This window comes from Xanthomonas axonopodis pv. maculifoliigardeniae (assembly GCF_041519315.1).
GTDB lineage: Bacteria > Pseudomonadota > Gammaproteobacteria > Xanthomonadales > Xanthomonadaceae > Xanthomonas > Xanthomonas euvesicatoria.
In genome coordinates, this window is the sequence record NZ_CP167998.1 from 3,939,733 (window position 1) to 3,966,631 (window position 26,899).

15 protein-coding genes and 1 pseudogene are annotated in these 26,899 nt (G+C 65.5%); 6 read left to right on the forward strand and 10 right to left on the reverse strand.

The window, feature by feature from the left end:
* Positions 1–93 precede the first annotated feature (93 nt).
* The 5 genes and pseudogenes from ACDH77_RS16710 to xerD form a co-directional block, all read right to left on the reverse strand.
* Positions 94–3,291 (reverse strand): YadA-like family protein, encoded by a 3,198-nt coding sequence (locus ACDH77_RS16710; protein WP_372353561.1) that lies wholly within the window; start codon positions 3,289–3,291, stop codon positions 94–96.
* Positions 3,292–3,938: 647 nt separating this feature from the next.
* Positions 3,939–7,985 (reverse strand): phosphoribosylformylglycinamidine synthase, encoded by a 4,047-nt coding sequence (gene purL, locus ACDH77_RS16715; RefSeq protein WP_372353562.1) that lies wholly within the window; start codon positions 7,983–7,985, stop codon positions 3,939–3,941.
* A gap of 304 nt (positions 7,986–8,289) precedes the next feature.
* Positions 8,290–9,087, reverse strand: coding sequence for a DsbC family protein (locus ACDH77_RS16720; protein WP_008571787.1), 798 nt, complete (start codon positions 9,085–9,087; stop codon positions 8,290–8,292).
* Positions 9,088–9,313: 226 nt separating this feature from the next.
* A pseudogene (locus ACDH77_RS16725) lies at positions 9,314–9,549 on the reverse strand (hypothetical protein); the annotation flags it as partial.
* A gap of 18 nt (positions 9,550–9,567) precedes the next feature.
* Positions 9,568–10,539 (reverse strand): site-specific tyrosine recombinase XerD, encoded by a 972-nt coding sequence (gene xerD / locus ACDH77_RS16730; RefSeq protein ID WP_011348590.1) that lies wholly within the window; start codon positions 10,537–10,539, stop codon positions 9,568–9,570.
* A 355-nt stretch (positions 10,540–10,894) separates the two neighbouring features.
* On the opposite strand from xerD, the gene ACDH77_RS16735 reads away from it, so the two are divergent.
* Entirely contained in the window at positions 10,895–11,362 is a 468-nt protein-coding gene (locus ACDH77_RS16735) for an RDD family protein (protein ID WP_031424375.1), read from the forward strand.
* 110 nt (positions 11,363–11,472) lie between these two features.
* On the opposite strand, the gene ACDH77_RS16740 is transcribed toward ACDH77_RS16735, so the two are convergent.
* The 3 genes from ACDH77_RS16740 to lptF are packed head-to-tail and all read right to left on the reverse strand — an operon-like array spanning position 11,473 to position 13,962.
* Positions 11,473–11,772: a hypothetical protein gene (locus ACDH77_RS16740; RefSeq protein WP_014091062.1), complete on the reverse strand. Its 300-nt coding sequence runs from the start codon at positions 11,770–11,772 to the stop codon at positions 11,473–11,475.
* Between the two features lie 4 nt (positions 11,773–11,776).
* A complete protein-coding gene (gene lptG / locus ACDH77_RS16745; RefSeq protein WP_008571792.1) occupies positions 11,777–12,883 on the reverse strand; it encodes an LPS export ABC transporter permease LptG in 1,107 nt (368 codons plus the stop codon).
* Complete coding sequence (lptF, locus tag ACDH77_RS16750) at positions 12,880–13,962, reverse strand: LPS export ABC transporter permease LptF (protein ID WP_008571793.1); 1,083 nt, start codon at positions 13,960–13,962, stop codon at positions 12,880–12,882. The genes lptG and lptF overlap by 4 nt, the downstream gene beginning before the upstream one ends.
* 107 nt (positions 13,963–14,069) lie before the next feature.
* Between lptF and ACDH77_RS16755 the strand changes: the two genes are divergently transcribed.
* The 4 genes from ACDH77_RS16755 to ACDH77_RS16770 all read left to right on the forward strand — a co-directional run bounded on the left by ACDH77_RS16755 (position 14,070) and on the right by ACDH77_RS16770 (position 19,452).
* Positions 14,070–15,542, forward strand: coding sequence for a leucyl aminopeptidase (locus ACDH77_RS16755; protein WP_008571794.1), 1,473 nt, complete (start codon positions 14,070–14,072; stop codon positions 15,540–15,542).
* Positions 15,542–15,913 (forward strand): hypothetical protein, encoded by a 372-nt coding sequence (locus ACDH77_RS16760; RefSeq protein ID WP_218555524.1) that lies wholly within the window; start codon positions 15,542–15,544, stop codon positions 15,911–15,913. The genes ACDH77_RS16755 and ACDH77_RS16760 overlap by 1 nt, the downstream gene beginning before the upstream one ends.
* Positions 15,913–16,338, forward strand: coding sequence for a DNA polymerase III subunit chi (locus ACDH77_RS16765; RefSeq protein WP_008571796.1), 426 nt, complete (start codon positions 15,913–15,915; stop codon positions 16,336–16,338). Before ACDH77_RS16760 ends, ACDH77_RS16765 begins: the two co-directional genes overlap by 1 nt.
* A 198-nt stretch (positions 16,339–16,536) precedes the next feature.
* Complete coding sequence (locus tag ACDH77_RS16770; RefSeq protein ID WP_031424380.1) at positions 16,537–19,452, forward strand: valine--tRNA ligase; 2,916 nt, start codon at positions 16,537–16,539, stop codon at positions 19,450–19,452.
* Between the two features lie 294 nt (positions 19,453–19,746).
* On the opposite strand, the gene ACDH77_RS16775 is transcribed toward ACDH77_RS16770, so the two are convergent.
* Positions 19,747–22,626: a TonB-dependent receptor plug domain-containing protein gene (locus tag ACDH77_RS16775; protein ID WP_218488656.1), complete on the reverse strand. Its 2,880-nt coding sequence runs from the start codon at positions 22,624–22,626 to the stop codon at positions 19,747–19,749.
* Between the two features lie 260 nt (positions 22,627–22,886).
* On the opposite strand from ACDH77_RS16775, the gene ACDH77_RS16780 reads away from it, so the two are divergent.
* Entirely contained in the window at positions 22,887–24,860 is a 1,974-nt protein-coding gene (locus tag ACDH77_RS16780) for a transglycosylase SLT domain-containing protein (protein WP_031424383.1), read from the forward strand.
* 305 nt (positions 24,861–25,165) lie between these two features.
* On the opposite strand, the gene ACDH77_RS16785 is transcribed toward ACDH77_RS16780, so the two are convergent.
* Entirely contained in the window at positions 25,166–26,299 is a 1,134-nt protein-coding gene (locus tag ACDH77_RS16785) for a polysaccharide lyase family 1 protein (protein ID WP_008576993.1), read from the reverse strand.
* Positions 26,300–26,899 lie beyond the last annotated feature (600 nt).

The window sequence follows — 26,899 nt, forward strand, 5'->3', positions numbered from 1 at the left end:
CCTTCGAGGTGAGTGCGAAAGGGCATGACGAAGAAAGCGCGCCGCCCGGCAACGGGCGGCGGGAATGCATGCGACCGCGTGGCCGTGCTGCGGCTACCAGCCGAAACCGGCGCCCAGCCCAACCGATCGGTCATCGCCGCTGAGTGCGCCGCCCACGGTGAGGGTGGCGCGCGGGCTGATCGCACGCTGGTAGCCCACCGACAACGCCGACTCGCCGTTCTGGAAACCGACACCGGCACCGATGCGGTTCTGCGAGGCGATACCGGCCACGCTGGCGGACATGTTCAACATCGCCGAGCTCATCGCGCCCTGGCGATCCAAGCGACGGTTCTGCCGGCGCAGGCGGTCTTCGATATCGCCCTGGTAGCTTTCGAAGCTGTCGGCCATCGCGTTGTAGCGGCTGTCGGTGTAGCTGTTGGCGGCGGCAACGCCGCTGTCCAACTGGCCCTTGTTGACCGCATCGGTGGCACGCGTACCGGCCGCCACATTGGCCACCTGACGCTCGCCGCCCACGCTGCCCACCGACACCGTGTTGGCACGGTCGGCAACCGAGCCCTGGCCCAGTGCGACGGCGCCTTGTGCCGTGGCACGGGCGCCCTGGCCGATCGCCGTGCCCGACGCGGCCGTCACCTGCGCGCCTTCGCCCATCGCCACGGCATTGGTCGCCACCGCCGCGATCTGCGTGTTGGCACCCACCGCCGTACTGCCGTCGGCATTGACGCGGGCATTGCTGCCGATGGCGGTGTCGTTGGGACCATGCGCATACGCGCTGCCGCCAATGGCCGTGCCGGTGACGTGGTTGGCCACTGCTGCCGTACCCACTGCCGTGGACGTGACCGCCGGCGTGATGCTGCCGTCCACGGCAGCGGTGGGCGTGCCCTGCACCGCCGTGCTTGCGGAAAGCCCAGTTGCAGTGGCCGTCGCTGCAGACGACAAGGCACTGTCGGCTGTGGCGTCGGTTGCCAGCGCTGCCGGCTGCACGCCATCGGCTGTTGCGTCGACCGCTGCAGTGCGCGCCGTTGCCAGGCGTGCGACAGATGCACGTGAGGCAGCTGTTGCCGCGCCGCCTCGGGCATCCAGCTCGCTGACCTTGCTGTCCAACGCCGTCAGTGCCGCACCGACGTTGTTGTAGCTGGCCCCCTGGATCACGTAGGTCGGCGCAACAAATACGCCTTGCGCACCGATCGCCGCACCGCCGCCGAGGAAGCTGGCCGCATTGCTCAACGACTGGAACAACTGGCCGCCATTGATTGCATCGGTGCTGGCACTGGCAATCGTGCCGGCACCCACATTGACGATACGGCGCGTGGCCGGGCCGCCGCGGCCGTTGCCGCTGCCCACCGACACCGTATTGGCATCGTAGGTGCGCGAGCCCGAGCCCAGAGCCACCGAATCGGCGCCGTTGGCACCGGCATTCGCGCCCAGTGCCACGGCATTGCTGCCGCTTTCGCGGACGAAGGCGTTGTAGCCCAGCGCAACGCCGTTTTCGCCGATGGAATTGGTCTGCCGGCCCATCGCAGTGCTGTTCACGCCGCTGGCGCTGCTGTCCGCCCCTATCGCGCTGGCACCGGTGGCCGCGGCACGGCTGCCGGAGGCAACCGCCACGCTGCGCTCGCCGGCAGCAACCGCAAGGCTACCCAACGCAGCACTACCCTGGCCAACGCTGGTGGCATTGAAGCCCACCGCGGTGGCAGATGCGCCAAGCGCGCTGCTTGCGCCACCCAGCGCCATGGCGCCCTGTCCCTGCGCAGATGCCGCCGCTGCGTCCGTGGTGGCCGGCGTCACTGCCAGATAGCCATCGATGCGTGACGTGGCGGCGCGCACCGTATCGAGCTGGGCCACATTCACCGCATCGGTGGCTTCGCTACCGGCTGCAACGCTGGTGATCTGGCGCGTCAAGCCGGCTTGCACATCGCCGACCGACACCGTATTGCTGCGAAACGCATAGGAGTGCGCACCCAGCGCAACCGCGCTGGATGCCGAACGATTCCAGGCATCGTCGACCCAGGATCCCACCTTCGCGCCGTAACCGATCGCCACGGCATCCACGCCGTTGGCCTGCGCGTCCGCACCAATGACGGTGCTGTCGCCATTGAACTGCGAGGTCATCGCACGCGCGCCTAACGCCACGCTATTTTCGTTGTAAGCGGTGCTGCCATGTCCGATCGAGATGCCGCCATCGCCGGACGCCAGGGCAAAGCCGCCCAATGACACGGTGCGTGGTGCGAACGACCCGGCGCTGTGCCCGATCGCTACCGCATCGGTATTGCCGGGCGCATTCGGAAACACGTTGGAATCGTAGCCAATGGCAATCGCATAATCGGATTGGCTTTGCGCACCCGAGCCCAGCGCAATGCCGCCAAGACCGGTCGCTGCGGTAATCGAGCCGAAGTTGCTGACGCCGCCCACGACAACGCTCTGTGCTCCGCTGGCCAATGCGGTGTCGCCAACTGCGACGCTACTGGCACCGTCGCTTCGCGCCCTGTAACCGAATGCGGTCGAGGTGTCTGCGCTGGCGCGCGAGGAATAACCGCCGGCAGTGGAAAGAAAGCCACTGGCGCTGGAAAGCCCGCCCACGGCGGTGGCACCGTCGCTGGAAGTCTGTGCGCGATACCCCAGCGCCGTGCTCTGCACGCCACTGGCGCTGGCGCCGCTGCCGATGGCGCTGGCATACGGCGTGCCCGCTACCGCACCACCGCCCACAGCCGTGGCGCCCACACCTGAGGCCTGCGTGGCCTGTTCGCGTTGGCCGATGACGAAGCCGTTGGCATCGTAATCAAACACGGTCGTTACGCCGCCAACCGCAATCGCCGATTCTCCCGCGGCCGCAGCGTTATGACCGATCGCGGTCGCGTCGCGGTCCAAGGCCAGGCTTCCACCGCCCAATGCCATGGTTCCATCGCCTAGCGCATTGCTCGCATTGCCCAATGCCAGCGCATCCTCGCCGTCCGCGAATGCCGGGATCTGCGCATCGGCGGCGGATATTGCTGCCACTTGCGTGGCGCTGTCGTTGGCTCCTGCAGTAGCGACCTGAGCCACCGTGCCCGCCTCGCCCGGGCACTGTCGCCTGCCATCGATCACCTGGCACTGCGTGGTCGCTGCCGCCGGCGTGGTCGTGGCGCAGGCCGCCCCGGCCATGCCGAACAACACGATCACCATTGCCGTGGCCAGCACTCCGCCGGCATGGTCGCGCGGCAGTCTCCCCTGCGTATTTCCCACCGTGCGAGCACGCGTCACCGTTTGGTCGTGAGCACAAGACGCGCGACCAGCCTCCAGATAAATTCGCTTCATTAACGCCTAACTCCCCATTTTGGTCTGGTGTGTAAAAAACCGACCACCGCACGAACAGATCGCACGGTCCCCCTGAGGTTTTATATTCGCGCGCACTTGCTTCAGCGATGGAGTTTTCCACCGCGAAAGATTCAACACAGTAAATAAGAAGATGCGGAGATCGAAAGATCGATAACGCCGGATGAATTTATTGAAAAAACCAACTTTCAAATGCGATTGCCGTCACACATAGCACGCAATCAGTCATGCGAAATAAATAACTAATACTTTTGTTAGTTATTTCAAAATGACCAGGTGCCGATTAATTATTTAGTCCCATCTTCGCTGCCACTACAAAAATAGTCTCGAAAAAATTTCGAGGCGCACTTGGCTAATCGCGCGACCATCGTCATCGAGCCGCTCCATCGCCTGATTCGAGCGCGCCACACGCGCCACCGGTCGCGTGTGCCCGATGCTGGCGAGGCCGGCAACCACGCATGGGTTTGCAATGGGCACCGCGCAATGGAGTGGTAGCGGCAGCGCGCGACGAGCCTGCAACCGATTCCAATTGCAGATTCAGCGCGCCTGCCAAAACGACAACGGCCGTGTGCATCGCTGCACACGGCCGTCGGATCATGCGTCAGCGGCTGCCGATCAGCCGCACGCCATCAACCGCACCACACCCGCGCGTTGCGGAACATCCGCAGCCACGGCGAGTCGTCGCCCCAGTCGGCCGGGTGCCAGCTGAGGTTTGCGCTGCGTGGCGTACGCTCCGGGTGCGGCATCAGGATGGTGACGCGGCCGTCGCTGCTGGTCAGCCCGGTGATGCCGTCCGGGGAACCGTTCGGATTGAGCGGATACTGCGAGGCCACCCCACCATCGCCATCGATGTAACGCAGCGCCACGCGTGCAGCGGCCTGGTCCACGGCGCTATCGAACGCTGCGCGGCCTTCGCCGTGCGCCACCGCCACCGGAATCCGCGAGCCCGCCATGCCGCGCAGGAAGATCGACGGCGACTCCACCACTTCCAGCAGCGCGGTGCGCGCCTCGAACTGCTCGCTGCGATTGCGCAAAAAGCGCGGCCAATGCTCGGCACCGGGAATGATGTCCTTGAGCTGGCTGAGCATCTGGCACCCGTTGCACACACCCAGCGCGAACGTATCGCTGCGTGCAAAGAACGCGGCGAACGCATCGCGCAACGCCGAGCGTTCCAGGATGGATGTCGCCCAGCCGCGGCCGGCGCCCAGCACGTCGCCGTAGCTGAAACCGCCGCACGCCGCAAAGCCCACGAACTCGCCCAGGTTCACGCGGCCCTCGATCAGGTCGCTCATGTGCACGTCGTAGGGACGGAAACCGGCGCGCTCGAAGTTGTAGGCCATCTCGATCTGCCCGTTGACGCCCTGCTCGCGCAGGATCGCCACCTTGGGCCGCGTACCGGTGGCCACGAACGGCGCCGCCACATCGTCGGAAGGGTCGAACACCAGCTTCGGACGCAGGCCTGGCGCCTTGAAATCGCGTGCCAGCGCGCGCTCCTCATCGGCGCTGTCCGGGTTGTCGCGCAGCTTCTGCATCGCATGGGTCACCGACCACCAGGCGTCGAACAACTCTTCCCAGCGCCACTCGGCCAGCACGCGGCCCTGCCCGCTCACGCGGATGCGCGGCGTGCCGGTGGGGCGCGCGATGCGCTGCGCGCATTCGGTCAATGCGTGGCGCTCGACCAGGTCGGCGAACGCGGCGCGGTCTTCGCTGTCGATCTGCACCACGGCGCCCAATTCTTCGTTGAACAGGCTGCGGAACGCATCGTCGCCCCACGCATCCAGCGTGATATCCAGGCCCTGCCGCGACGCAAACGCCATCTCGCACAACGCAGCAAACGCACCGCCATCGCTGCGATCGTGATACGCCAGCAACAGCTCGGCCTCGCGCGCGTCGCGGATCAACTCGAAGAAACTGCGCAGCCGCTGCGCATCGTCCAGATCCGGCGCCTCGCCGCCGAACGCCGGCAGCGCGCTGTCGTCGGCATACACCTGCGCCAGCACCGACCCGCCCAGCCGCTGCTTGCCGCCCCCCAGCCCGATCAACCACAGCTCGCTGTCTTCCCCGCTGCGCAGCAACGGGGTCAGCTGCGTGCGCACATCGGTCACCGGCGCGAACGCACTGATGATCAACGAGACCGGCGAAACGCTTTTGTGAGAGACGGGATTGGAGATTGGAGATTGGGGATTCGCAACAGCGGCGGATTCCGGTGTGTTGCCAATCCCGAATGCCGAATCACCAATCCCGGCTTCAGCCCACTGCGCCTGCATCGACAGCGAATCCTTGCCCACCGGAATGCTCAGCTCCAGCGCCGGGCACAACTCCATGCCGATGGCGCGCACCGCGTCGTACAGCAACGCGTCTTCGCCGCTGTGGCCGGCGGCGGCCATCCAGTTCGCCGAGAGCTTGATGCTGTCCAGCCGCTGCACCGGTGCCGCGCACAGGTTGGTGATGGCTTCGCCCACGGCCATGCGCGCGGATGCGGCGGCATTCAACAGCGCCAGCGGGGTGCGTTCGCCGATCGACATCGCTTCGCCTTCGAAGGTCTCGAAGCCGGCCAGCGTGATCGCGCAATCGGCCAGCGGCAGCTGCCACGGGCCGATCATCTGCTCGCGTGCGGTCAGCCCGCCCACGCTGCGGTCGCCGATGGTGACCAGAAAGCTCTTGGACGCCACGGTGGGATGCGCCAGCACACGCAAACCGGCCTGCTGCAGGTCCAGCGACGCGGTCTGCAGCACCGGCCACCTGGGAGCGGCCGGATGCGCGGCATCGCGATGCATCTTCGGCGCCTTGCCGAAGAGGACGTCCATGGGCAGATCGATTGGAAGCTGGGATTCGGGATTCGGGATTGGGGATTGGTTAGAAGCGGCATCGGTTGCCGGCAATGCGCCGTTGCGAATCCCGAATCCCGAATCTCCAATCCCGTTATCCAGGACGCCATACCCCACCACCAGCCGCTCCTCTTCCGTGGCCACACCGACGGCGGCAAACGGGCAGCGTTCGCGGGCGCAGATGGCGGCGAACTCTTCCAGGCGCGCCTGCGGCACGCCGAGCACGTAGCGTTCCTGCGATTCGTTGCACCACAGTTCCAGCGGCGACAGCGACGGGTCGTCGGTGAGCACGCGGCCCAGGTCGATGATGCCGCCCACCCCTGAATCGTGCAGCAGCTCGGGAATGGCGTTGGACAAACCACCCGCGCCCACGTCGTGGAACCAGCGGATCGGGTTATCCACGCCCAGCGCCACGCAGCGGTCGATGACCTCCTGGCAGCGGCGTTCCATCTCCGGGTTTTCGCGTTGCACACTGGCAAAATCCAGCGCCTCGGCGCTGTCGCCGGCCGCCACCGAACTGGCCGCACCGCCGCCCAGGCCGATCAGCATCGCCGGGCCGCCGAGCACGATCACCGCATCGCCCGGCTGCAGGCGCAGCTTTTCCACCTGGTTGCGATCGATCGCGCCCAGGCCACCGGCCAGCATGATCGGCTTGTCGTAGGCGCGGGTCAGGCCCTGGCCTTCGGCCAGCTCGAAGCTGCGGAAATAGCCGAGCAGGTTCGGGCGACCGAATTCGTTGTTGAACGCGGCGCCGCCCAGCGGGCCGTCGAGCATGATGTCCAGCGCCGGCGCCATGCGCGGGTTCAGCGCGCGCGGCGCTTCCCACGGCTGCGGCAGGGTCGGAATGCGCAGGTGCGAGACCGAAAACCCGGTCAGCCCGGCCTTGGGCTTGCCGCCACGGCCGGTGGCGCCTTCGTCGCGAATTTCGCCGCCGGCGCCGGTGGCCGCGCCGGGGAACGGTGCGATCGCGGTCGGGTGGTTATGCGTTTCCACCTTGATCGCAAACGCCGACGGCAGCACCGCTTCGCTGCGGTATTGGCCGGTGGCCGGATCCGGGCGATAGCGCGCGGCCGGCACGCCTTCCACCACCGCCGCGTTGTCGCTATAGGCCGACAAGGTGTGCTGCGGGGTCTGCTGATGGGTGTGCTTGATCATGCGGAACAGCGAGCGCTCCTGCGGCTTGCCGTCGATGGTCCAGCTGGCATTGAAGATCTTGTGCCGGCAATGCTCGGAGTTGGCCTGGGCGAACATCATCAGTTCGACGTCGGCCGGGTCGCGGCCCAGCGCGCCGAAACGTTCGCGCAGGTAGTCGATCTCGTCCTGCGCCAGCGCCAGGCCCAGGTCGCGGTTGGCCTGCTCCAGCCCATCCAGCGGCACGCGCTGCAACTGGCCCGGGTCGGGCACGTTGAACAGCGCTTCGGCGGCAGCGGCCGAACCGAGCAGGGATTGCGTCATCGGGTCGTGCAGCAGTTTGGCCACGGCGGCCTGAGCGGCCGCGTCGTCCGGCCAGCCGGCCAGGTCGATGCGGGTGCCGCGCTCCACGCGCTGGATCGGCTGCCCGGCCCCGCGCACCAGCTCGGTGGCCTTGCTCGACCACGGCGACAAGGTGCCCAGGCGCGGCACCACGTAGCGCGAGGAGGCATCGGCATCGCGCGCGGCGGGTGCGGCGTTGGCCTGCAGGATCCGCTGCAAGGTGGCCTGGTCGGGCGACTGCCCGGCCTCGGCACGGATGAAGTACACGTGCCAGGCGCCAGTGATACGCAGCGCGGGAACGAGGGTTTGCAGGCGGGTTTCGAGCCGAGCGCGGCGGAACGGCGAAAGGGCGGAAGCGCCCTCGAGGACCATCATGTCCGGGGAACCGTGTCAGAAACGGGGCTGCAGATTGTAACGGAGCTGATGGGTTGCCGCCGGACCGGGCGTGCGATGGCCGGGAATCGGGAATCGGGAATGGGGAATCGTCGGGCGGGAGCGTTGTCGCCGCTTCCGTGCCAGAGAGTTGCGCCGGCCAGCATGAAGGAGGTGGCCAGATGGCGGCCACCCCTCAGAAACGGCAAGGGCCCGGATGCGGTCGCACCTGGGCCCTTGTCATTGCGCAAACGACCACCGCAACGTCGCCATCGGCGACGCCACGATGATCAGAGCCGAGACGGCCTCAGCGGCTGCCGCCTGCCGTGCTCACGGCACGCTTTTCCAGCGCCTCACGCAACTGCGCTGGCGGCAGGTAGCCACCGAGCTGGGTGCCGTCGGGCGCGAAGATCGCCGGCGTTCCGTTGACGCCCAGGCGCTGGCCCAGGTTGTATTCCATCGACACCGGGTTCTTGCAGTCCTTGGAGGCAACCGGCTGACCCGACTTGGCAGCGGTGAGCGCCTGCTTGCGATCGGCAGCGCACCACACCGCAATCATTTCCTTGTGGTCCTGGCTGCCCAGGCCCATGCGCGGGAACGCGAGGTATTCCACCGCGATGCCCTGCTTGTTGAGCTCGCCGATCTCGCTATGCAACTTGCGGCAGTAACCGCATTCCACATCGGTGAAGACGGTAACGGTGTACTTCGGGTTGGCCGGGGCGAACACGATGCGGTCGGCCTTGGGCACGGTGTCAAGTTGCTTGCGGCGGTAGGCCAGCAAGCCCGGGCTGGCGGCGAACTGCTTGTTCTGGATGTCGAACGGCTGCGCCTGGATCAGGTAACGGCCGTCGTCGCTGACGTATAGCACCTGCCCGCCGACGACCACTTCGCGGAAGCCGGGGAACGGCGCGGCACCGATGTAATCGGGCTTGAAATCCGGGTCCAGTGCCTTGAGCGCCGTGCTCACGCGCTGGTCCACCGTGCCGGTGGCGGCGGGCGCGGCGGCGGGCTTGGCGCCGGCAGTGCTTGCCGCAGGCTGCGAGGATTGTGCGCAGGCGGTAAGGCTGATCGCGCCCAGCAGCGCGGCGATGGCAAGACGATACATTCACGCATCCAGATGGAATGAGGTGCCCAGATTCTCGCACAGCGCAGATGAAGCCTGGCCGCGGCCGCGACAGATTGTGAACGCTGCAGGCACCCCGTTGCTGCACCTGCTGGACAGACGCAATACGGAGCGTGGCTTGCCGGGTCTGGCGGCGGGCTGGGCACTTTCGCCGTCGCAAGGCGCCTTGAAGGTGCCCGTAAGCGTCGTCCCCCGCTCTGATTGTTTCCTGGAGTGCACCGCCGCGTGACGTCCGGCGCTGAGCGTCAGCTCGAGGTATGACAACCAGGAGGTCACGCCAGCCGATGCCAGCCTGACCAGCAACGCCGCCGGAGCCGCCGAGCGTGTCTGGCGAGCCACCCAGCAACGTCGGCTGGCGATGTTGGTGCGGCCGCCAGCGCGGCGATGACCTGTTGGCAGTTCTGCCGCAACCGCGACAGGTGCGTCGCCGGCACGCATGCGCATGGCAGGGCGCTGGGCCGACTAACCGCGCGGATGATGGCTGGCGTGCAGTTTCTGCAGATGCTGGCGCGCCACCAGCGTGTAGATCTGGGTGGTCGACAACGAGCTATGGCCCAGCAGCATCTGCAACGCGCGCAGGTCGGCGCCATGGTTGAGCAGATGGGTGGCAAAGCTGTGGCGCAGCCCGTGCGGGCTGACCGTGTCCGGGTCGATACCCGCGACTGCTGCATAGCGTTTGACCAACGCCCAGAACTGCTGTCGGCTGAGCGGCCGGCGCGCGGCGTCGATGAACAATGGCACCTGCCCGTCCACCGCCGCCACCGGCTTGTTCGCGGCCAGCAGCGGGCGCGCCTCGCGCAGGTAACGCTCCAGCCAATGCTGGGACTCCTCGCCCAGCGGCACCAGCCGGTCCTTGCTGCCCTTGCCGGTCACCCGCAGCACGCCCTGGCGCAGGTTCACCCCCACTGCCGGCAGGTTGACCAGCTCGCTCACACGCAGGCCCGCGGCGTACATCAACTCCAGCATGGCGCGATTGCGCAGGCCTGCCGGGGTGTCAACGTCCGGCGCGGCCAGCAAGGCCTCGATCTGACTTTCGGTCAAGGCCTTGGGCAGCGAGCGTGGCAGTTGCGGCGGATCGATCAGGGTGGTGGGGTCGTCGCTGCGCACGCCATCGCGCAGGCACAGCCCGTAGAACGCACGCAAGGTCGACAACAGCCGCGCCGTGCTGCGCGGGGAATAATTGGCCTGGGTACGCCAGCGCAGATAGTCGAACAGGGCGGCACGGTCGATGCCGAGCAAGCCACCATGTGCGCCGTCGCGCCAACGCGCCAGCCCTTCCAGGTCGCGCCGATAACTCTCCAGGGTCTGCCGCGCCACGCCTTGCTCGGCCCAGAACCGGTCGAGAAACCGTTCGATCACGCTGGCATCGGCCGCCTGCACCGGTGGCAGCTGGCGGGCAAGTTGGCGGCGTTCGGCGGGACTGCTGGCAGACATCGCCACAGCATAAAACGCGGCGCGCGTTTTGAGCGCCGATGCGCGTGGGTTGCCGGTAGGTGTGTTGCCTGCGCGCGCGGGGCGGTAGATGTGCGCGTCATTGTTCTGCCTGATCAGCACGCGTCGGCCGCAGGCGCAAAGGCGACCCGGATCGCGACGCCAGCGCCGCCATGGCCGGTAGGTCCCGGCATGGGCATGCGCCCGATTAAACACGCCGCGTCTGCGCACCAGCCGTCGCGCCAGGATGCGGTTGATCGCCGTTCGATGCGTGGCGTGCGTCAGCGCGTGCAGGCACCAGAGCGCGGCTACTGCAGCGCGGCGTTGCGCCGTGCTTGGCGACCGTTATGCTCGCGCCATGACCTCGATCCCTTCGCCTCGCGTTGCGCGCCCCCCTGCCCTGGTGGGCTGGCGGCTGCTGGCGTTGTGCTACGACGCCTGGCCGGTGCTGGCGCTGTCGATGCTGATCTCCACCGTGTTCACGCTGGGCTTTACGCTCGCCGGGCACCCCGCGCGCGAAAACATCGCGCCTTTCAGCGGCTGGCAATGGCTGTTGTGGCTGTGCTGCTGGATCGCCGCAGGTATCTACGCCACCGTGAGTTGGCGGCGCGGCGGGCAGACGCTGGGCATGCGCCCCTGGCGGCTGCGCTTGATCGACCCACGGGTGTCATGGCGTGCGCTGTGGATCCGCTATGCCGTCGGCACCTTGTCGCTGGCGCTGGGCGGGCTGGGGTTCTGGTGGGCGTGGCTGGATCGCGACCGGCTGACCTGGCACGACCGTGCGAGTCACACACGGCTGGAACGGACTGCCAGGCCATTGAAGTAATCAGGTCGGCAGTCCATCACCCCCATATCCAGGCTCCGGTATGTTCCATACATGCGACTTGCACCTGGAGTGGGATGGGGCCGGCGGCAGTGACCAAGCCAGGCTGCGGCTTATTTGGCGCCCAAGAAGACGCGCGCAATCAGCCACTGAAACGCATGCCCAACTGCATACAGCACTGCCAGAAATGGCGGAACCAACAACGCATAACTTGTCGCCCAAGGCATGTTGGTCAACCAGGCATCCGCGTGGAGAGCATCCAGTGCGATCAGCTGAGGCGTCAACGGCAGTTGCAGCAGAACGAAGTGGCCCTTGGGATCGCCCTGAGCGCTGAGCGCTCCCCACACGCAAAAAGCAGCCGCCGCCAGATACAGCAGGCAGAGCGCCACACCCAACACGCTTACCCGCCGCATGCGCTCAGCTACTACGCCTGCGGAACAACCACGCCGACACACCCAGCATCACCATGGGCGGCAGCGCATAGGCAATGCGGTAATCCAGCTTGAGCGCGCCGGCCATGCGGCCGAAGAACAGCTGCAGCAGCCAGAAACCCAGCGCGAACAGGATGCCCAGGAACAGGCGCTTGCCCAGGCCACCGCTGCGCAGCGAGCCGAACGAGAACGGGATTGCCGCCATGCACAGCGCCAGCACGTTGAGCGGATAGAACCACCGGCTCCAGTACTGATCTTCGTAATCGCGCGCGTCCAATCCATTGCGGCGACGGTATTCGATGCTCTGCTCCAGATCGTGCGCAGAAAGATTGCGCGGCTTGGCCAGGCCAGCGGCCAGCGCGGCAGGATTCAGTTGCGACTGCCACGGCAATTCGGGAAAGGTTTCGCGCTGCACCGAGCGTTCCTGGAAGGTGTCGCGACGGACCTGACGCAGGGTCCAGCGGCCGTCGCGGTGTTCGGCCACCGAGGCGTAGGTCAACTGCTGCATCCTGCCACTGGGATCAAGGTGGTAGAGCCGCACATCGTGCAGATCCAGTGCAGTGCCACCGCCATCGAGCAGCTTCTCTTCACCGCTCAATGCATTGAGGAAGGTGTCGCCCTCGCGTGCCCACAGCCCGGCGTAGCGCGAAGACGCCATATCGCTGTTGAAGCGGGCACTGGCCTTGAGCGTGTCGGCCTGATTCTGTGCCCACGGCCCGATGGTTTCGCCACTGATCACCATGCTGGCGGTCAGCAGCGCCATCGCTGCGACAACCGAGGCGGACATGCGCTTGCGCGACACGCCCAGCGCGCGCAGCGCCGTCAGCTCGGAGGTGGCGGCCAACTGGCCCAGGCCCATCAGCGCGCCAATCACCGCGGCAGTCGGGAACAAGGTATAGGCCCGGCGCGGCACGGTGTAGGCCACGTAAGCCACCGCGTGCCCGAAGGTGTAGCTGCCCTGCCCGATGTTCTTGGCTTCGCTGGCGAAGGCGTTGACCAGATCCAGCCCCAGCAGCACCGCCCAGGTCAGCAGCACGGTGAACAGCACCACGCGACCGACATACCAATCGTGGACCCGCGGCGTCAGCTTCATGCGCGCGCCCCCGGCCGACGCACGCGGCCATCGCGCGCATACGCCCACACCGCCACGGCCAGCAGCGGCAGCGTCAACCACCACAGGCCCAGCGCCGCCGGAGTCTTGCCATTGGCGATCCACTGGGTGCCGACGATCATCAGATTGGTGCCCACCATGTAGGCCAGAAACGCCAGCATGATCCGGCCATAACGCTGTTGCCGCGGCGCACTGCGCGACAACGGCAAGGTGAGCAAGGCAAACGCCAGCGCCAGCAACGGCGGCGCCAGGCGCTCATGCAGCTGGGCGCGCGCGGCAGGGCGCTCGTCGGACAGCAGCTGGGTGGTCCACATCACTTCAGGGTCGTTGGCATCGTGCACGCGGGTGCGGTCTGGCAGGGCGATATCGCTGCTGGCGAACTTCATCAAGCGGTAGTCCAGGGTCGCGCCGCTCGCCGGGCCCTCGGTGCGGTAGCCATCGTCCAGGCGCAGGTAACGGTCGGTCTTGCCTTCGAAGAACATCGCGCCGCGGTCGGCGGTGACCACATCGATGCGGTCGTTCTGCTGGCGCTGCATGAAGACCTTGCCCAGGCCCTTGCCGTCGGCAGAGATCGTTTGCAGGTAGACCACCCCGCCGCCGGACAACGGCGTGAACTGGCCCGACTCCAGGCCGGCCATCAGCACGCTGCGGTTGGCATCTTCCAGCATCGCCTCGGCGGTACGGCTCGCCCAGGGGCCCAGCCACAGCGAGCACAACCCGATGACCACCACCACCGGCACCACCAGCATCAGCATCGGCCGCAGCATGCGCCTGGGGCCCACGCCAATGGCGGTAATGACGGCCATTTCTGAATCGCGGTACAGCCGCGCCAGTGCCAGCAGCAGGCCCAGCATCAAGGCCAGCGGCAGGATGATGGGCAGATACGCCACGAATTGCAGCCCTACCTGCGACAGCAGCAAGCGCGCCGGGATGCGGCCGTCGGCGATATTGCCGAGGATATCCACCAGCACGCCGCCGACGCTGACGACCAGCAGCACGATCAAGGTGGCCAGGAAGCTCTGGGTGAAATCGCTAAGCAGGTATCGATCGAGCTTCGGCATGGGGTGGGCTTGTTTTAAACTCTCGGATTCGTTCGCGGCGCCGCCAGCCTAGTCCGGTTGGCGTAAACAGCCCGCGATTGTACGGATTTGCCTACGGAATCTGATCAATGGCCCTGCAATTCACCCTGAACCAAGACGCGCCGGCAAGCGCTGCCGTCGACTGCATCGTGGTTGGCGTGTTCGCCGACAAGACCCTTTCGCCCGCTGCCCAGGCGCTGGACAGCGCCAGTCAGGGTCGCTTGACGGCCTTGGTCGCGCGCGGCGACGTGGCCAGCAAGACCGGCAGCACCACGCTGCTGCACGACCTGCCCGGCGTCACCGCGCCGCGCGTGCTGGTGGTCGGCCTGGGCGAAGCCGGCAAGTTCGGCGTGGCGCCCTACCTCAAGGCCGTCGGCGATGCGACCCGCGCGCTGAAGACCGGCGCGGTCGGCACCGCCCTGCTCACCCTGACCGAACTCAGCGTCAAGGCCCGCGATGCGGCCTGGAACATCCGCCAGGCGGTGACCGTCAGCGACCATGCCGCCTACCGCTACACCGCCACACTGGGCAAGAAGAAGGTGGACGAGACCGGCCTGACCACCCTGGCGATTGCCGGCAACGACGCCCGCGCGCTCGCCGTGGGCGTGGCTACCGCCGAAGGCGTGGAATTCGCCCGCGAGCTGGGCAACCTGCCGCCGAACTACTGCACCCCGGCCTACCTGGCCGAGACCGCCGCGGCATTTGCCGGCAAGTTCCCGGGTGCCGAAGCCGAGATCCTGGACGAGGCGCAGATGGAAGCGCTGGGCATGGGCTCGCTGCTGTCGGTGGCACGCGGCTCGGCCAACCGCCCGCGCTTGATCGTGCTGAAGTGGAACGGCGGCGGCGACGCGCGCCCGTACGTGCTGGTCGGCAAGGGCATCACCTTCGATACCGGCGGCGTCAACCTCAAGACGCAGGGCGGCATCGAGGAAATGAAGTACGACATGTGCGGTGGCGCCAACGTCATCGGCACCTTCGTGGCCACGGTCAAGGCCGAGCTGCCGATCAACCTGGTGGTGGTGGTGCCGGCGGTGGAGAACGCCATCGACGGCAACGCGTACCGCCCGTCGGACGTGATCACCAGTATGTCCGGCAAGACCATCGAAGTCGGCAATACCGATGCCGAAGGCCGCCTGATCCTGTGCGATGCACTGACCTACGCCGAGCGCTTCAATCCCGAGGCGCTGGTGGACGTGGCCACGCTGACCGGCGCCTGCATGGTGGCGCTGGGTCACCAGACAGCCGGGCTGATGAGCAAGCACGACGACCTGGCCAACGAACTGCTGGCCGCCGGCGAGCACGTGTTCGACCGCGCCTGGCGCCTGCCGCTGTGGGACGAATACCAGGGCCTGCTGGATTCCACCTTCGCCGACGTCTACAACATCGGCGGCCGCTGGGGCGGCGCCATCACCGCCGGCTGCTTCCTGTCGCGATTCACCGAGAACCAGCGCTGGGCGCACCTGGACATCGCCGGCGTGGCCAGCGACGAAGGCAAGCGCGGCATGGCCACCGGTCGCCCGGTCGGTCTGCTGACCCAGTGGTTGCTGGATCGCGCCGCCTGATGTCGCCGCGCGCTGCACTGGCGCTCATCGCTGGCTTCTCCGTCGTGAACGGAGCCGCCAGCGTGGTGCCGGGCTGGACCAGCCCCGGCATCGATCTGCTCTGGATCGTCGTGCAGCTGTTGCTGTTGTTTGTGTGGCTGGCGGCCGACAGCCGCCGGCTTGGCTACCGCCGGCCGGCCTGGATGAATATCGGCATCGTGGCCTTGGCCGTGCTGTTCCTGCCGGTGTACCTGTACCGTTCGCGCCCGCCCGGGCGCCGCCTGCGCGCATTCGGCGGCCTGCTGTTGGCCGTGCTCGGCTGTGCGGCCCTGTTCGTGGCCGCCGGCATGACCACCGAATTGTTGCTCTCCTCCCGCTTTGTGACCGCCTGATGCCCCGTGCCGACTTCTACCTGATCGCCAAGCCGCGCTTCCTCAACGAACCGCTGCGGCTGGTCTGCGAGCTGGCGCGCAAGGCCAACGACGCCAACCTGCCCACCTTGATCCTGGCCCGCGATACGCAGCAGGCCGAGGCGCTGGACGACCTGCTGTGGGCGTTCGACGACGAGGCCTACGTGCCGCACCAGATCGCCGGCACCGATGAGGAAGACGAACTGGCCCCGGTGCTGATTGCCGCCCCGGAGTTCGCCGCCCCCTCGCGCCCGCTGGTGATCAACCTGCGCGACGACCCCTACCTGGGCGCCTGCGACCGCGTGCTCGAAGTGGTGCCGGCCGACCCCGCCGCCCGCGAACCGCTGCGCGAACGCTGGAAACAGTACAAGGCCCTGGGCCTGGAACTGACCAAGTACGACATGTGAGTGCGGCGGGGATTGGGGAGTTGGGATTGGGGATTCGTAAAGCAGATCTTGCGTCTCCAACGACTGCATCCAACCTCAGACAGCCGATCTTCGCTCCGCAGCACGAACACCGACGTTGACGAGTGGATTGCCGGTGACTCTCGCCGGCCCCATGACGCAACCAATCCCGAATCCCGAACAACGAATCCCGGCGCCCCTATGACCACCCTCGCCTCCAGCTACGACCCCTCTTCCTTCGAATCGCGCCTGTACGCGCAGTGGGAGGCAGCCGGTTATTTCGTGCCGTCCGGCAAGGGTGAGCCGTACACCGTGCTGCTGCCGCCGCCGAACGTGACCGGCACGCTGCACATGGGCCACGCGTTTCAGCAGACGTTGATGGATGCGTTGGTGCGCTATCACCGCATGCGCGGGTACGACACCTTGTGGCAGGTGGGCACCGACCATGCCGGCATCGCCACTGAAATGGTGGTGTCGCGCAATCTGGCATTGGAAGGCAAAGGCGAAACGCGCGATTCGCTGGGGCGCGAGGGCTTCATTGCCAAAGTGTGGGAATGGAAGGCCGAATCCGGCGACACCATCGAGCGCCAGATGCGCCGGCTGGGCACCTCCAGCGATTGGTCGCGCAGCACCTTCACCATGGATCCGCAGCCGTCAGCGGCGGTCAACGAAGCGTTCGTGCGCTGGTACGAGCAGGGTCTGATCTACCGTGGCCAGCGCCTGGTCAACTGGGACCCGGTGCTGAAGACCGCGATCTCGGATCTGGAAGTGGAAAACGTCGAAGAAGACGGCTTCCTGTGGTCGATCCGTTACCCGCTGGCCGATGGCGTCAGCTACGAACACGTCGAGCACGACGCCGACGGCAACGAGACGCTGCGCGAAACCCGCGATTATCTGGTGGTGGCCACCACGCGCCCGGAAACCATGCTGGGCGATACCGCGGTGATGGTGCACCCGGAAGATGCGCGTTATCTCACGCTGCATGACGCCCGCATCGTGTTGCCGCTGACCGGCCGACACGTGCCGGTGATCACCGACGATTACGTCGACCGCGCCTTCGGCACCGGCGTGGTCAAGGTCACGCCGGCGCATGACTTCAACGATTACCAGGTGGGTGTGCGGCACTCGCTGCCGATGATCAACATCCTGACCCCGGAAGCCAAAATCATTGGCGGCCCTGACCAGCACGTCATCCCAAGTTCCGATCGCACCGCACCTTTCGCGTCGGGCGTCAGAGACGCTCACGGATTGGAAGCTATTCCAGATAAGTATCGCGGGCTGGATCGCTACGACGCGCGCAAGTTGGTGCTGTCCGAGCTGGAAGACCTGGGCATCCTTGTGGAAACCAAACCGCACAAGCTGCAGGTGCCGCGCGGCGATCGCACCGGCCAGGTGATCGAGCCCTACCTCACCGACCAGTGGTTCGTGAAGATGGATGCGCTGGCAAAGCGCGGACTGGAGCTGGTCGAAAGCGGCCGGATCAAGTTCGTGCCGCCGAACTGGATCAACACCTATCGCCATTGGATGGAGAACATCCAGGATTGGTGCATCAGCCGCCAGCTGTGGTGGGGCCATCGCATCCCGGCGTGGTTCGACGAGGCCGGCAAGTGCTACGTGGGCCATGACGAAGCGCAGGTGCGCGCCAAACATGGCCTGGGTGCGGAGATTGCGCTGCACCAGGACAGCGACGTGCTGGAAACCTGGTTCTCCTCGCAGCTGTGGCCATTCTCCACGCTGGGCTGGCCGGATGCGCAGGCGATGGCCGAGCGCGGCTTCGAGCGTTATCTGCCTTCAAGCGTGCTGGTGACCGGCTTCGACATCATCTTCTTCTGGGTGGCGCGCATGATCATGGCCACCGACAGCTTCACCGGCCAGGTGCCGTTCCGCGATGTCTACATCACCGGCCTGATTCGCGATGCGCAAGGCCAGAAGATGTCCAAGTCCAAGGGCAACGTGCTCGATCCGCTGGATATCATCGACGGCATCAGCATCGAGGATCTGGTCGCCAAGCGCACCCATGGCCTGATGCAGCCGCGCATGGCCGAGAAGATCGAAAAAGCCACGCGCAAGGAATTCCCGGACGGCATCATCGCCCACGGTGCCGATGCGCTGCGCTTCACCATCGCCGCGCTGGCCACGCATGGCCGCGACATCAAGTTCGATCTGGGCCGCGCCGAGGGCTACAAGAACTTCTGCAACAAGCTGTGGAACGCCACGCGCTTCGTGTTGATGAACACCGAAGGCGCACGCTTTACCGGCGTGCCGCAGCCGCGCACCGAAGCGGAAAAGTGGATTTTGGCGCGCCTGGACAAGGCCACCGCAGAAACCCACGCGCATTACGCCAACTATCGCTTCGACCTGCTCGCGCAGTCGTTGTACGAATTCGCCTGGAACGCGTTCTGCGACTGGTTCGTGGAGCTGGCCAAGCCGGCGCTCAACAACCAGGACGCCGACGCGGCCGCCAGTACGCGCCACACGCTGCTGTATGTGCTGGAGTCGTTGCTGCGCCTGTTGCACCCGCTCACCCCATTCGTCACCGAAGAGTTGTGGCAGCAGGTCGCGCCGCGCCTGGGCATCACCACTGCGACGATCTCGTTGCAGAGCTTCCCGCAGCCCGGCGATGTCGACACCAGCAGCTATGCCACCGCTGAAGCCGATGTCGAATGGCTCAAGTCGATGGTGTCGGCGCTGCGTCGCGTGCGCAGCGAATTGAACGTGCCACCGTCCAAGCAGGTGCGCCTGCTGCTGCAGGCCGGCACTGCCGACGACCGCCCGCGCGTTGCCCGCTTCGCCTCGCAGCTGTCGTTCCTGCTCAAACTCGAACGCATCGACTGGCTGGACGCTGGCCAGGACACACCGCCGTCGGCCGCCGCCATCGTCGGCGAACTCACGCTGCTGGTGCCATTGGAAGGCCTGGTCGACATGGATGCCGAACGCACTCGCCTGGACAAGGAAATCAAGCGCGTGGAAGGCGAGATCGCCAAGTGCAACGGCAAACTCGGCAGCGCCACCTTCGTGCAGAACGCACCGGCCGCCGTGGTCGAACAAGAGCGTGCGCGCTTGAACGACTGGACCACGCAGCTCACCGGCCTGCGCGAGCAGCGCGCCAAGATCTGAAGCGGTTGATCAGCTGCTAGCGTATCGAGGGCGTAGTGCCCTCGCCGCTTGCGGGACCAGCCGTTACATCAGCATGTCCGTCATGTCTTGATTGCAGACATACGCACCGACCAGCTCGACTGGTCCTTGCCCGCCCACCGTCGCGGGACCCTTGGCGGCATGGATGCTGCCAAGGAGCCTACAAGGACGTACTTGCGGCGTGTCCTGCGATGGTGGGCGGGCGAGGACCCTGCAGGAAAGCCGCAGCGCCAGTGCCGTTTTGCCAACGCATCGCACCAGCCAGGCACCGTTGGACTAGAACTTCAAATCCACACGCGCATACCAGAAGCGTCCGCCGGGAATATCGTAGGTGGATGCGTCGTAACCATTGAGGGAGCACGACAGGCAGATCGGTGGATCCTTGTCGAAGACGTTGTTCAGGCCGGCCGTGAGTTGCAGGCCCTTGAGCCAATCGATGCGATAGCCCACGTGCGCGTCGTGATAGGTGATCGCATCCAAGCGGTTGGTTCCCACCGACGGATCCGAACACACCGCAAACTCCACCGCGTCACCGCACTGCTCGGTGAGCTTGGAAATGTGCCGCGCAGTCCACGAAGCCGTCCAGTTACCCAGCGACCAATCCAATACCGCGTTGCTGGTCCACTCCGGAATTGCGCTGTCCACCACCTCGATGCCCGGCCCTTGCGGCTGTCGCTGACCCGCCGCACCCAGCGCCTCGTAGCGGCCTACCAAGGTGTTCTGCCACGATAGCTTGAAGCGCCCGAATGCGGTTTGCGGCAAGGTCCAGAATAGATCCACGTCCCAGCCGTCGGTCTTGATCGAGCCCAGGTTGGTCAAGCGGTTATTGAAGGCGTTGATGCCGCCGGTGGATGCCCGCCCGATGCCATCGCAGTACAACGCATCCAGCGTATCCACGCACAGATCCAGCTGCGTCTGCGCATTGATCGCCTGGATCGCGCCATCCACATGATGGCGATAGAAGGTCACCTCCAGGTCGAGGCGGTCGGACCAGCTGGCATCGCTCGCAAATCCCGGGCTGAAGACGAAGCCCGCACTGAAACTGCGCGAACGCTCTGGATCGAGTTGCGCGTTACCGCCGGTGGTGACCGAGATCTGCTGGTTGGCCTGCTGATAACCGGCAGGCACACCGAGTGCTGCGCAGTTGGCCGCACTGCCGCGCGGCGCCGTACCGCCCAGACCGATCGAGCACGGGTCCGACAACTGCAGGTCCGCACGCGCCGCCGAACCGAACAGCTCGCCGATGGTGGGCGCCCGGAAGCCCTCGGCATAACTGGTGCGCAACACGAACTCATCGGTGACCTGCCAACGCAGGCCGTACTTGGGCGTGAATTCGCCACCGAATGTCGAATAGTCCGAATAGCGCCCGGCGATATTCAGATCGAGTTTGTCGCCCAATGCCGAGTTGGCGAAGATCGGAATATTGAGTTCGAGATAGGCTTCGTTGACGTCGTAGCTGCCTGCCGTGGGTAAGGAGGGCACGCCGTTGTAACGCCCGGCCACGGTGAGCGGATCGGGCTGATAAGAGCCTTCGTACTTGCGGTATTCGTAACCGCTGGCGAACGACACCGCACCGCCGGGCAACTGGAACAACTCGCTGCTGAGATTGGCGGTGAACAGGCTCAATTCGTTCTGGCTGCGGTCGCGCACCACCGGTTGGATCCAGCGCAACATCTCCGGCGTGATGCTGCCGGCACCGCTGAAGATATCCAGCGGCACGCAGCCGGCCACGGCCGCGCAGGCAGCCGGGTCGCCCAGCGCCAGGTTGATGTTGTAGAGGTTGTAGCTGCCGTAGTTGGTCTGCTCGGCCTTGTTCTTGCTGTACATGCCGTTGACGTCCCAGAACCAGGTCCGCCCTGCGCCTTCGAACGTGCCGACCAGGCCGGTGCCGAAATATTGGGTATCGACCTGTTGCTCGTAACGCCGCGGCCCGCCTTCCACCGGCCTGCGACCGATCTGGATCAGATTGGTGGCCGAATCCAGATCGAATCCGAACGGGTTGAACGGATTGAGCGCGGAGATCACGATATTGTCGGCCAACGGGTTGCCGGTACCGGCATCGGGCCCGAGGAAGATGGGCTCCGGTGCGGCCTGGTTGGTCGATTCGCGCCGGTTGCCCAACGCCTTGACGTACCACTGCACGTCGTCGTTGAAGTAATAGCGGAACTGTGCAAACACGCCCTTGCGCTCGGACGGCGTCAGCAACAGGTTCTGCTCGGCAAAGTTGTAGCGGTCTGCGGTGCCGAAGCAGTGATAGTCGTCGCTGCGCGTGCAACCGCCGCCGCCATCGTATTGCGGTGTGCCCACGCCGGCATTGGGCGTAAGGTTCTGGCGCACGCCGGTGTTGGGATCGACGAACTGGAAGCGGCCATCCGGCGTTGCCGAGCTGGCGAAGGTCAGCCCGGTGCCAGGAATCGGGAAGCGGGCCTGCGCACGATCGCGCGCATAGATCGGATCCTGTTTGACGTAGCTGGCGCCCAAAAACAGGCTGAAATTCTCTCCGCTTTTACCCCAGGCCAGATCCATGCCCTGGTTGGCGCCATCGCCCTTGCCGTACTGCCCGTAGTTGAGCGTGACCTGCGCACCGTCGAACGTGCGACGGGTGATGATGTTGACCACACCGGCAATCGCATCCGAGCCGTATAGCGACGATGCGCCGTCTTCGAGCACTTCGATGCGCTCGACGATCGCCAGCGGAATGGTGTTGAGATCGGTCGACGAACCCACGCCGGAGGCGGAGGATTCATTGACCCAACGAATGCCATCCACCAGCACCAGCACACGCTTGGAACCGAGATGGCGCAGATCCACCTGCGCCGAGCCTGCACCCACGCCACTGCCATCGGGCGGAAAGCCGAAGTTGCCGGACGAATTGAACTTGGCGTTGAGCGCCGAACCGGACGCGGTGAGCTCCTGCAGCACTTCGCCGATGGAGGTCAGGCCGGTGCGTTCGATATCGGCGCGATTGAGCGTCTGGATCGGTACCTGGCCCTGCAATTCCGCGGTCTTGATGCGCGTGCCGGTGACCTGCACGCTGTCGAGCGTACGCGTGTTCGGTGCGGCCTCGGGCTGTTGCGCCCAGGCCAGTGTGGGAATCAGACACAACGACAACTGCACGGCCAGGCATGACCGACGGGGGCCAATCAGACGCTTCATCCTTTCTCTCTCCAGAAGGATTCTTGAGTGTCCGCACGCCCCCGTGCCCTGCGGTCCTTCCCAATTCTTAAACGAAACATTAACGCATCGCAACTGGCGGTGCAGCAGCGCACCGCGCGACAGCGGTCGCAACAAGGTGTCATCTGCACGCACGCGCGTGCTCGACCCATAGCGCTTGCAAGCGAAGACTTTCCTCACCATCACGCGCAAGCGACGCGCATTCACTCAGGCGCTCAGGCGTGCTTGGGTATCATCACTTCATGACTTATGCCCCCCGCCTTGCCACTGTTTTCATCGGCCTGCTGTGCCTTGGCAGCACCGCATTGCACGCGCAAACCCTCGACCCGCAGCTGACTGCAATGCGCGATGCCATCGCGGCCGCAGAGCGCGGCCAGACCGATGCCGGTCAGCTCGCTGCGCTGAGCCGCCATCCGCTGTATGGATGGCTGGAATTTGCCACGCTCAAGCGCACTATCGACACTGTCTCCAACGCGCAGGCGCAAGCATTCTTGCAGCGCTACGCCGGCCAGCCTGTGGCTGAAAGCTTCCGCAGCACGTGGTTGCCGGCAGTGGCGCGGCGGCAGGACTGGAACACGCTGCTGGCCAACTGGAAGTCCACCGACAACGTTGGCCTGCGCTGCGCGCAACTGACCGCGCGCCTGGCCACTGGCAAGGCCGATGCCCAATGGAGCCGCGATGCGCTGACGCTGTGGCGCAACGGCAAGGCGCTGCCCGATGCTTGCGATGCAGTGGTTGCCGGGCTGGAATCGCGCGGTGAACTCACGCCGGCGCTGCGCTGGGAACGTGTGGAAGCTGCTGCCGATGCACAACAGCCTGCAATCATGCGTACGGCCGCACGCGGGCTACCCGCCGCCGATCTGGCCCTGGCCACCGATTACGCTGCATTTCTCGACAAGGTCCACCCGCGTGCACTAGGTTGGCCCAAGACCGAGCGCAGCCGCCGCATCGCGGTGGACGGGCTGGCCAAGTTGGCCAAGAGCGATCCCGACGCTGCCGAGCAGCAGCTACCGCAACTTGCCGGTGCGCTCGGCTTCAGCCAGGCGCAGCGTGGGCAGGTGCTGTACCAGATCGCATTGTGGACCGTCGCCTCGTACCTGCCGGACTCGGCGCGTCGGCTCAATGCCGTACCGGACGCGTCCTACGACGAACGCCTGCACGAATGGCGTGCACGTGAGGCGATGTCGCGCGGCGATTGGCCGGCGGCATTGGCCGCGATTCGCAAGATGCCGGCGAGCCAGCGCAGCGACTCACGTTGGCAGTACTTCGAAGCCCGCCTGGCCGAAAAGACCGGCGCTGCTGCGGCGGCCCAGCCGCTGTATCGCGCCGCCGCGCAATCGCCGACCTTCCACGGATTCCTGGCCGCCGACCGCCTGCAGCAGCCTTACCGGCTGTGCCCCTGGGAGCCCAACGACAGCGCGCAGGCGAAGGCCGCTGTTGCGCGCGACCCGGCCCTGGTCCGCGCAATCGCGTTATTTCAGATCGACCGCCCCGGTTGGGCCGTGGCCGAATGGAACGATGCCGCCACCCGCTTCGACGACACCCAGCGCCGTCTGGCAGTGGAAGTTGCCGGCGACAACGGCTGGTTCGACCGTGCGGTGTTCGCGCTCGGCAAGCAGCCGGACGAACAACGGCTGTATGCGTTGCGTTTTCCGCTGCACCACGACGACAGCATTCGTCGCGAGGCCGCCAAGAATGCGATCGACCCAGCCTGGGTGGCTGCGGAAATTCGTGCCGAAAGCATCTTCAATCCGCGCGCGCGCTCGCCGGCCAACGCAATGGGCCTGATGCAGGTGTTGCCTGGCACTGGCGCGGCCGTCGCCAAGGGGATCGCCCTACCCGGCTATGCGGGTGCCACCAGCCTCTATGAGCCGGACACCAACATCGCCATCGGCACGGCGTATCTGCGCCAGTTGCTCAACACCTACGGACTGCCCTACCTCACCATTGCCGCCTACAACGCAGGTCCAGGCCCCACCGGGCGCTGGCAGTCGCAGCGGCCGAATTTCGAGCCGGACTTCTGGATCGAAACCATCAGCTACAAGGAAACCCGCGACTATGTCGCGCGCGTGTTGGCCTTCAGCGTGATCTACGACTGGCGCCTCAACGGCGACATGCTGCCGCTCAGCGACCGGCTCATGGGCAAGCTGGTGGACAAGCGCTTGAAGCCGGTCTGTACCCCGGGCCAGGCAGCCAATAACACCGCGCAGGATTGAGCGACGCCAGGCGCCCTGCACGGTTGCAGGGCCTTGGCGAGTGCGTAGCGCCGTCATTGCGTACGGCAGCTGACGCAGCATGGACGCCACGCAGGGACCGGCAAGGATGTACCTGCAGCGCGTCCAGCGATCATGGATAGGCATGGATGGGTAAGAGTGTTGCAAGCAGCTCCCGACTGCCCGTTGCAACGCCGCTACTTCCGTGAGACCCCACATCGCCACGCGGAACGCACAACGCCCGCATCACTGCGGGCGTTGTGCAACGACGTGCGGCGCTGACTTTGCAGCCCTGCAACCAGTGGCGGTTAGAGCTTGCCGGCGCCTGCCTTGGCCTTGACGTCTGCAGCGACCTTGTCGGCCGAGAGCAGGTTGTAGGTATAGGGCGGGGTCCAGCCGATGTTGGTATTCCACGAGCACGACAGCGCCTTGCCATTGAGCAGGGAACCCTGATCGCGATACACGCTGCCACCATAGTCGGCGGCAATCTTGTCGCAGCTGCTGACACCGCTGATCTCGAACACGTTCCGCTCGGAGAAGATCTTCGACTCCTTGCCCACGCCATGCGCGTAAGAGAACGGATAGACCTTATTGCTGGTGCTGCCGACGTGGTAGTTGTTGTACAGATGCACCTGACCGAAGCGCACACGCGGGGCGCGCGCAGAAATGTTTTCGAACAGGGTGTTGTGAATGGTGACCTTGAGCTTGCCGCTGTCGGTGCTGGACGCGCTGTCGCTGGAGCCGATCAGGTTGTTCTTCTCGTGCGACTTGAAGGCCGAGTACGAGACCGTGACGAAATTGGCGCCTTTCTTGATGTCCATCGCGCCGTCGTGGTGCTGCTTCGGACGGCCATTGGCGGTGCCGTTCTGATCGTCGGTCCTGCGGCCATCGGTGAAGGTGACATGGTCCACCCACACGTTACTGGCGCCTTCCACGGTCAGGCCGTCGTACTCCGCATTCCAGTTGCCGGCGCTGCCGTCATCCGGGTCCCAGACCGGTTCCGGGTCCCATGGATTTTCGATGGTGAGGTTGCGGATGATGACGTCGTTGGCCTTGACGTACATGTAGCCTTCGCGGATTTCCGCGTTGCTGGTGATGCCTATCAAGGTGGTCTTGGTCGGAATATCCAGGCGCGCACGTGACTTCATGTCCGAGGTCTTGGTGTACGGCTTGCCTTCGCTGATATCGATGATGCCGCTGACCTTGATGATGCGTCCGTTGCTACCGACGCTTGCGCTCAATGCAGCTTTCAACTCGGCGGCATTCTTGACGGTGTAGATATTGGCGGCAGCCGCTTTGGAGCCGCCCTTGGTGCCGCCGTTCTGGGTTGCCCAGCCCGTGGTTGCAACCTCCAACGCCGCATCGGCATAGGCAACGCCGGTGAGCAGCAACGACCCAACGAACAGCGACGCGGCGGCCGCCGTCGAAAATTTCGGCTTCATCTTGATCTCTCCCTCAGATGGGTTCGATGCGCCGCGCAGCGGCGCACCCCTGGTCCAGCAGACTCGGAACGTATTATTCAGCTGTGGAATATTCCATTCCGCGGAGCCGATACTAGGAGCATTGCAACCGCTTGTATCTAGACGTTTTTCGGATATGCATGCGTAATCACGCAAACGCTTGCGAGACACAAAAGAAGAGACAAAACGCTGCGATCAGGACACGCGGAGACAGCGCAAGGACACTGCAACGCAGCAAGATTGGGTGTCACGCCATGCGGGGTGCCACGCGAGAAGGCACGCCACCGTGCAAATACCTGTATTTTTCGACGTGCTCGTCGTTGCAATCCATTGCCGCGCTGCGGCATTGGACATAAACCGCAACGAAAAAAGCGCTTATCGGCCCATGGCGAAACATTCGCCACCTCGCAGACGGCCGTATCTGCCAACACCCTGCGCGAAGCGCAAACCCATCGCCGCAGTGTTGCCGGCATTCCACATGACCACGTTGGGATCGATTGCACAGGCGCAGCATTGTGTTGACCCCATGCGTTTTGATACGCATGGGTCAGCGCTGCCCTTAATCAATTGGGCCACCGTGTC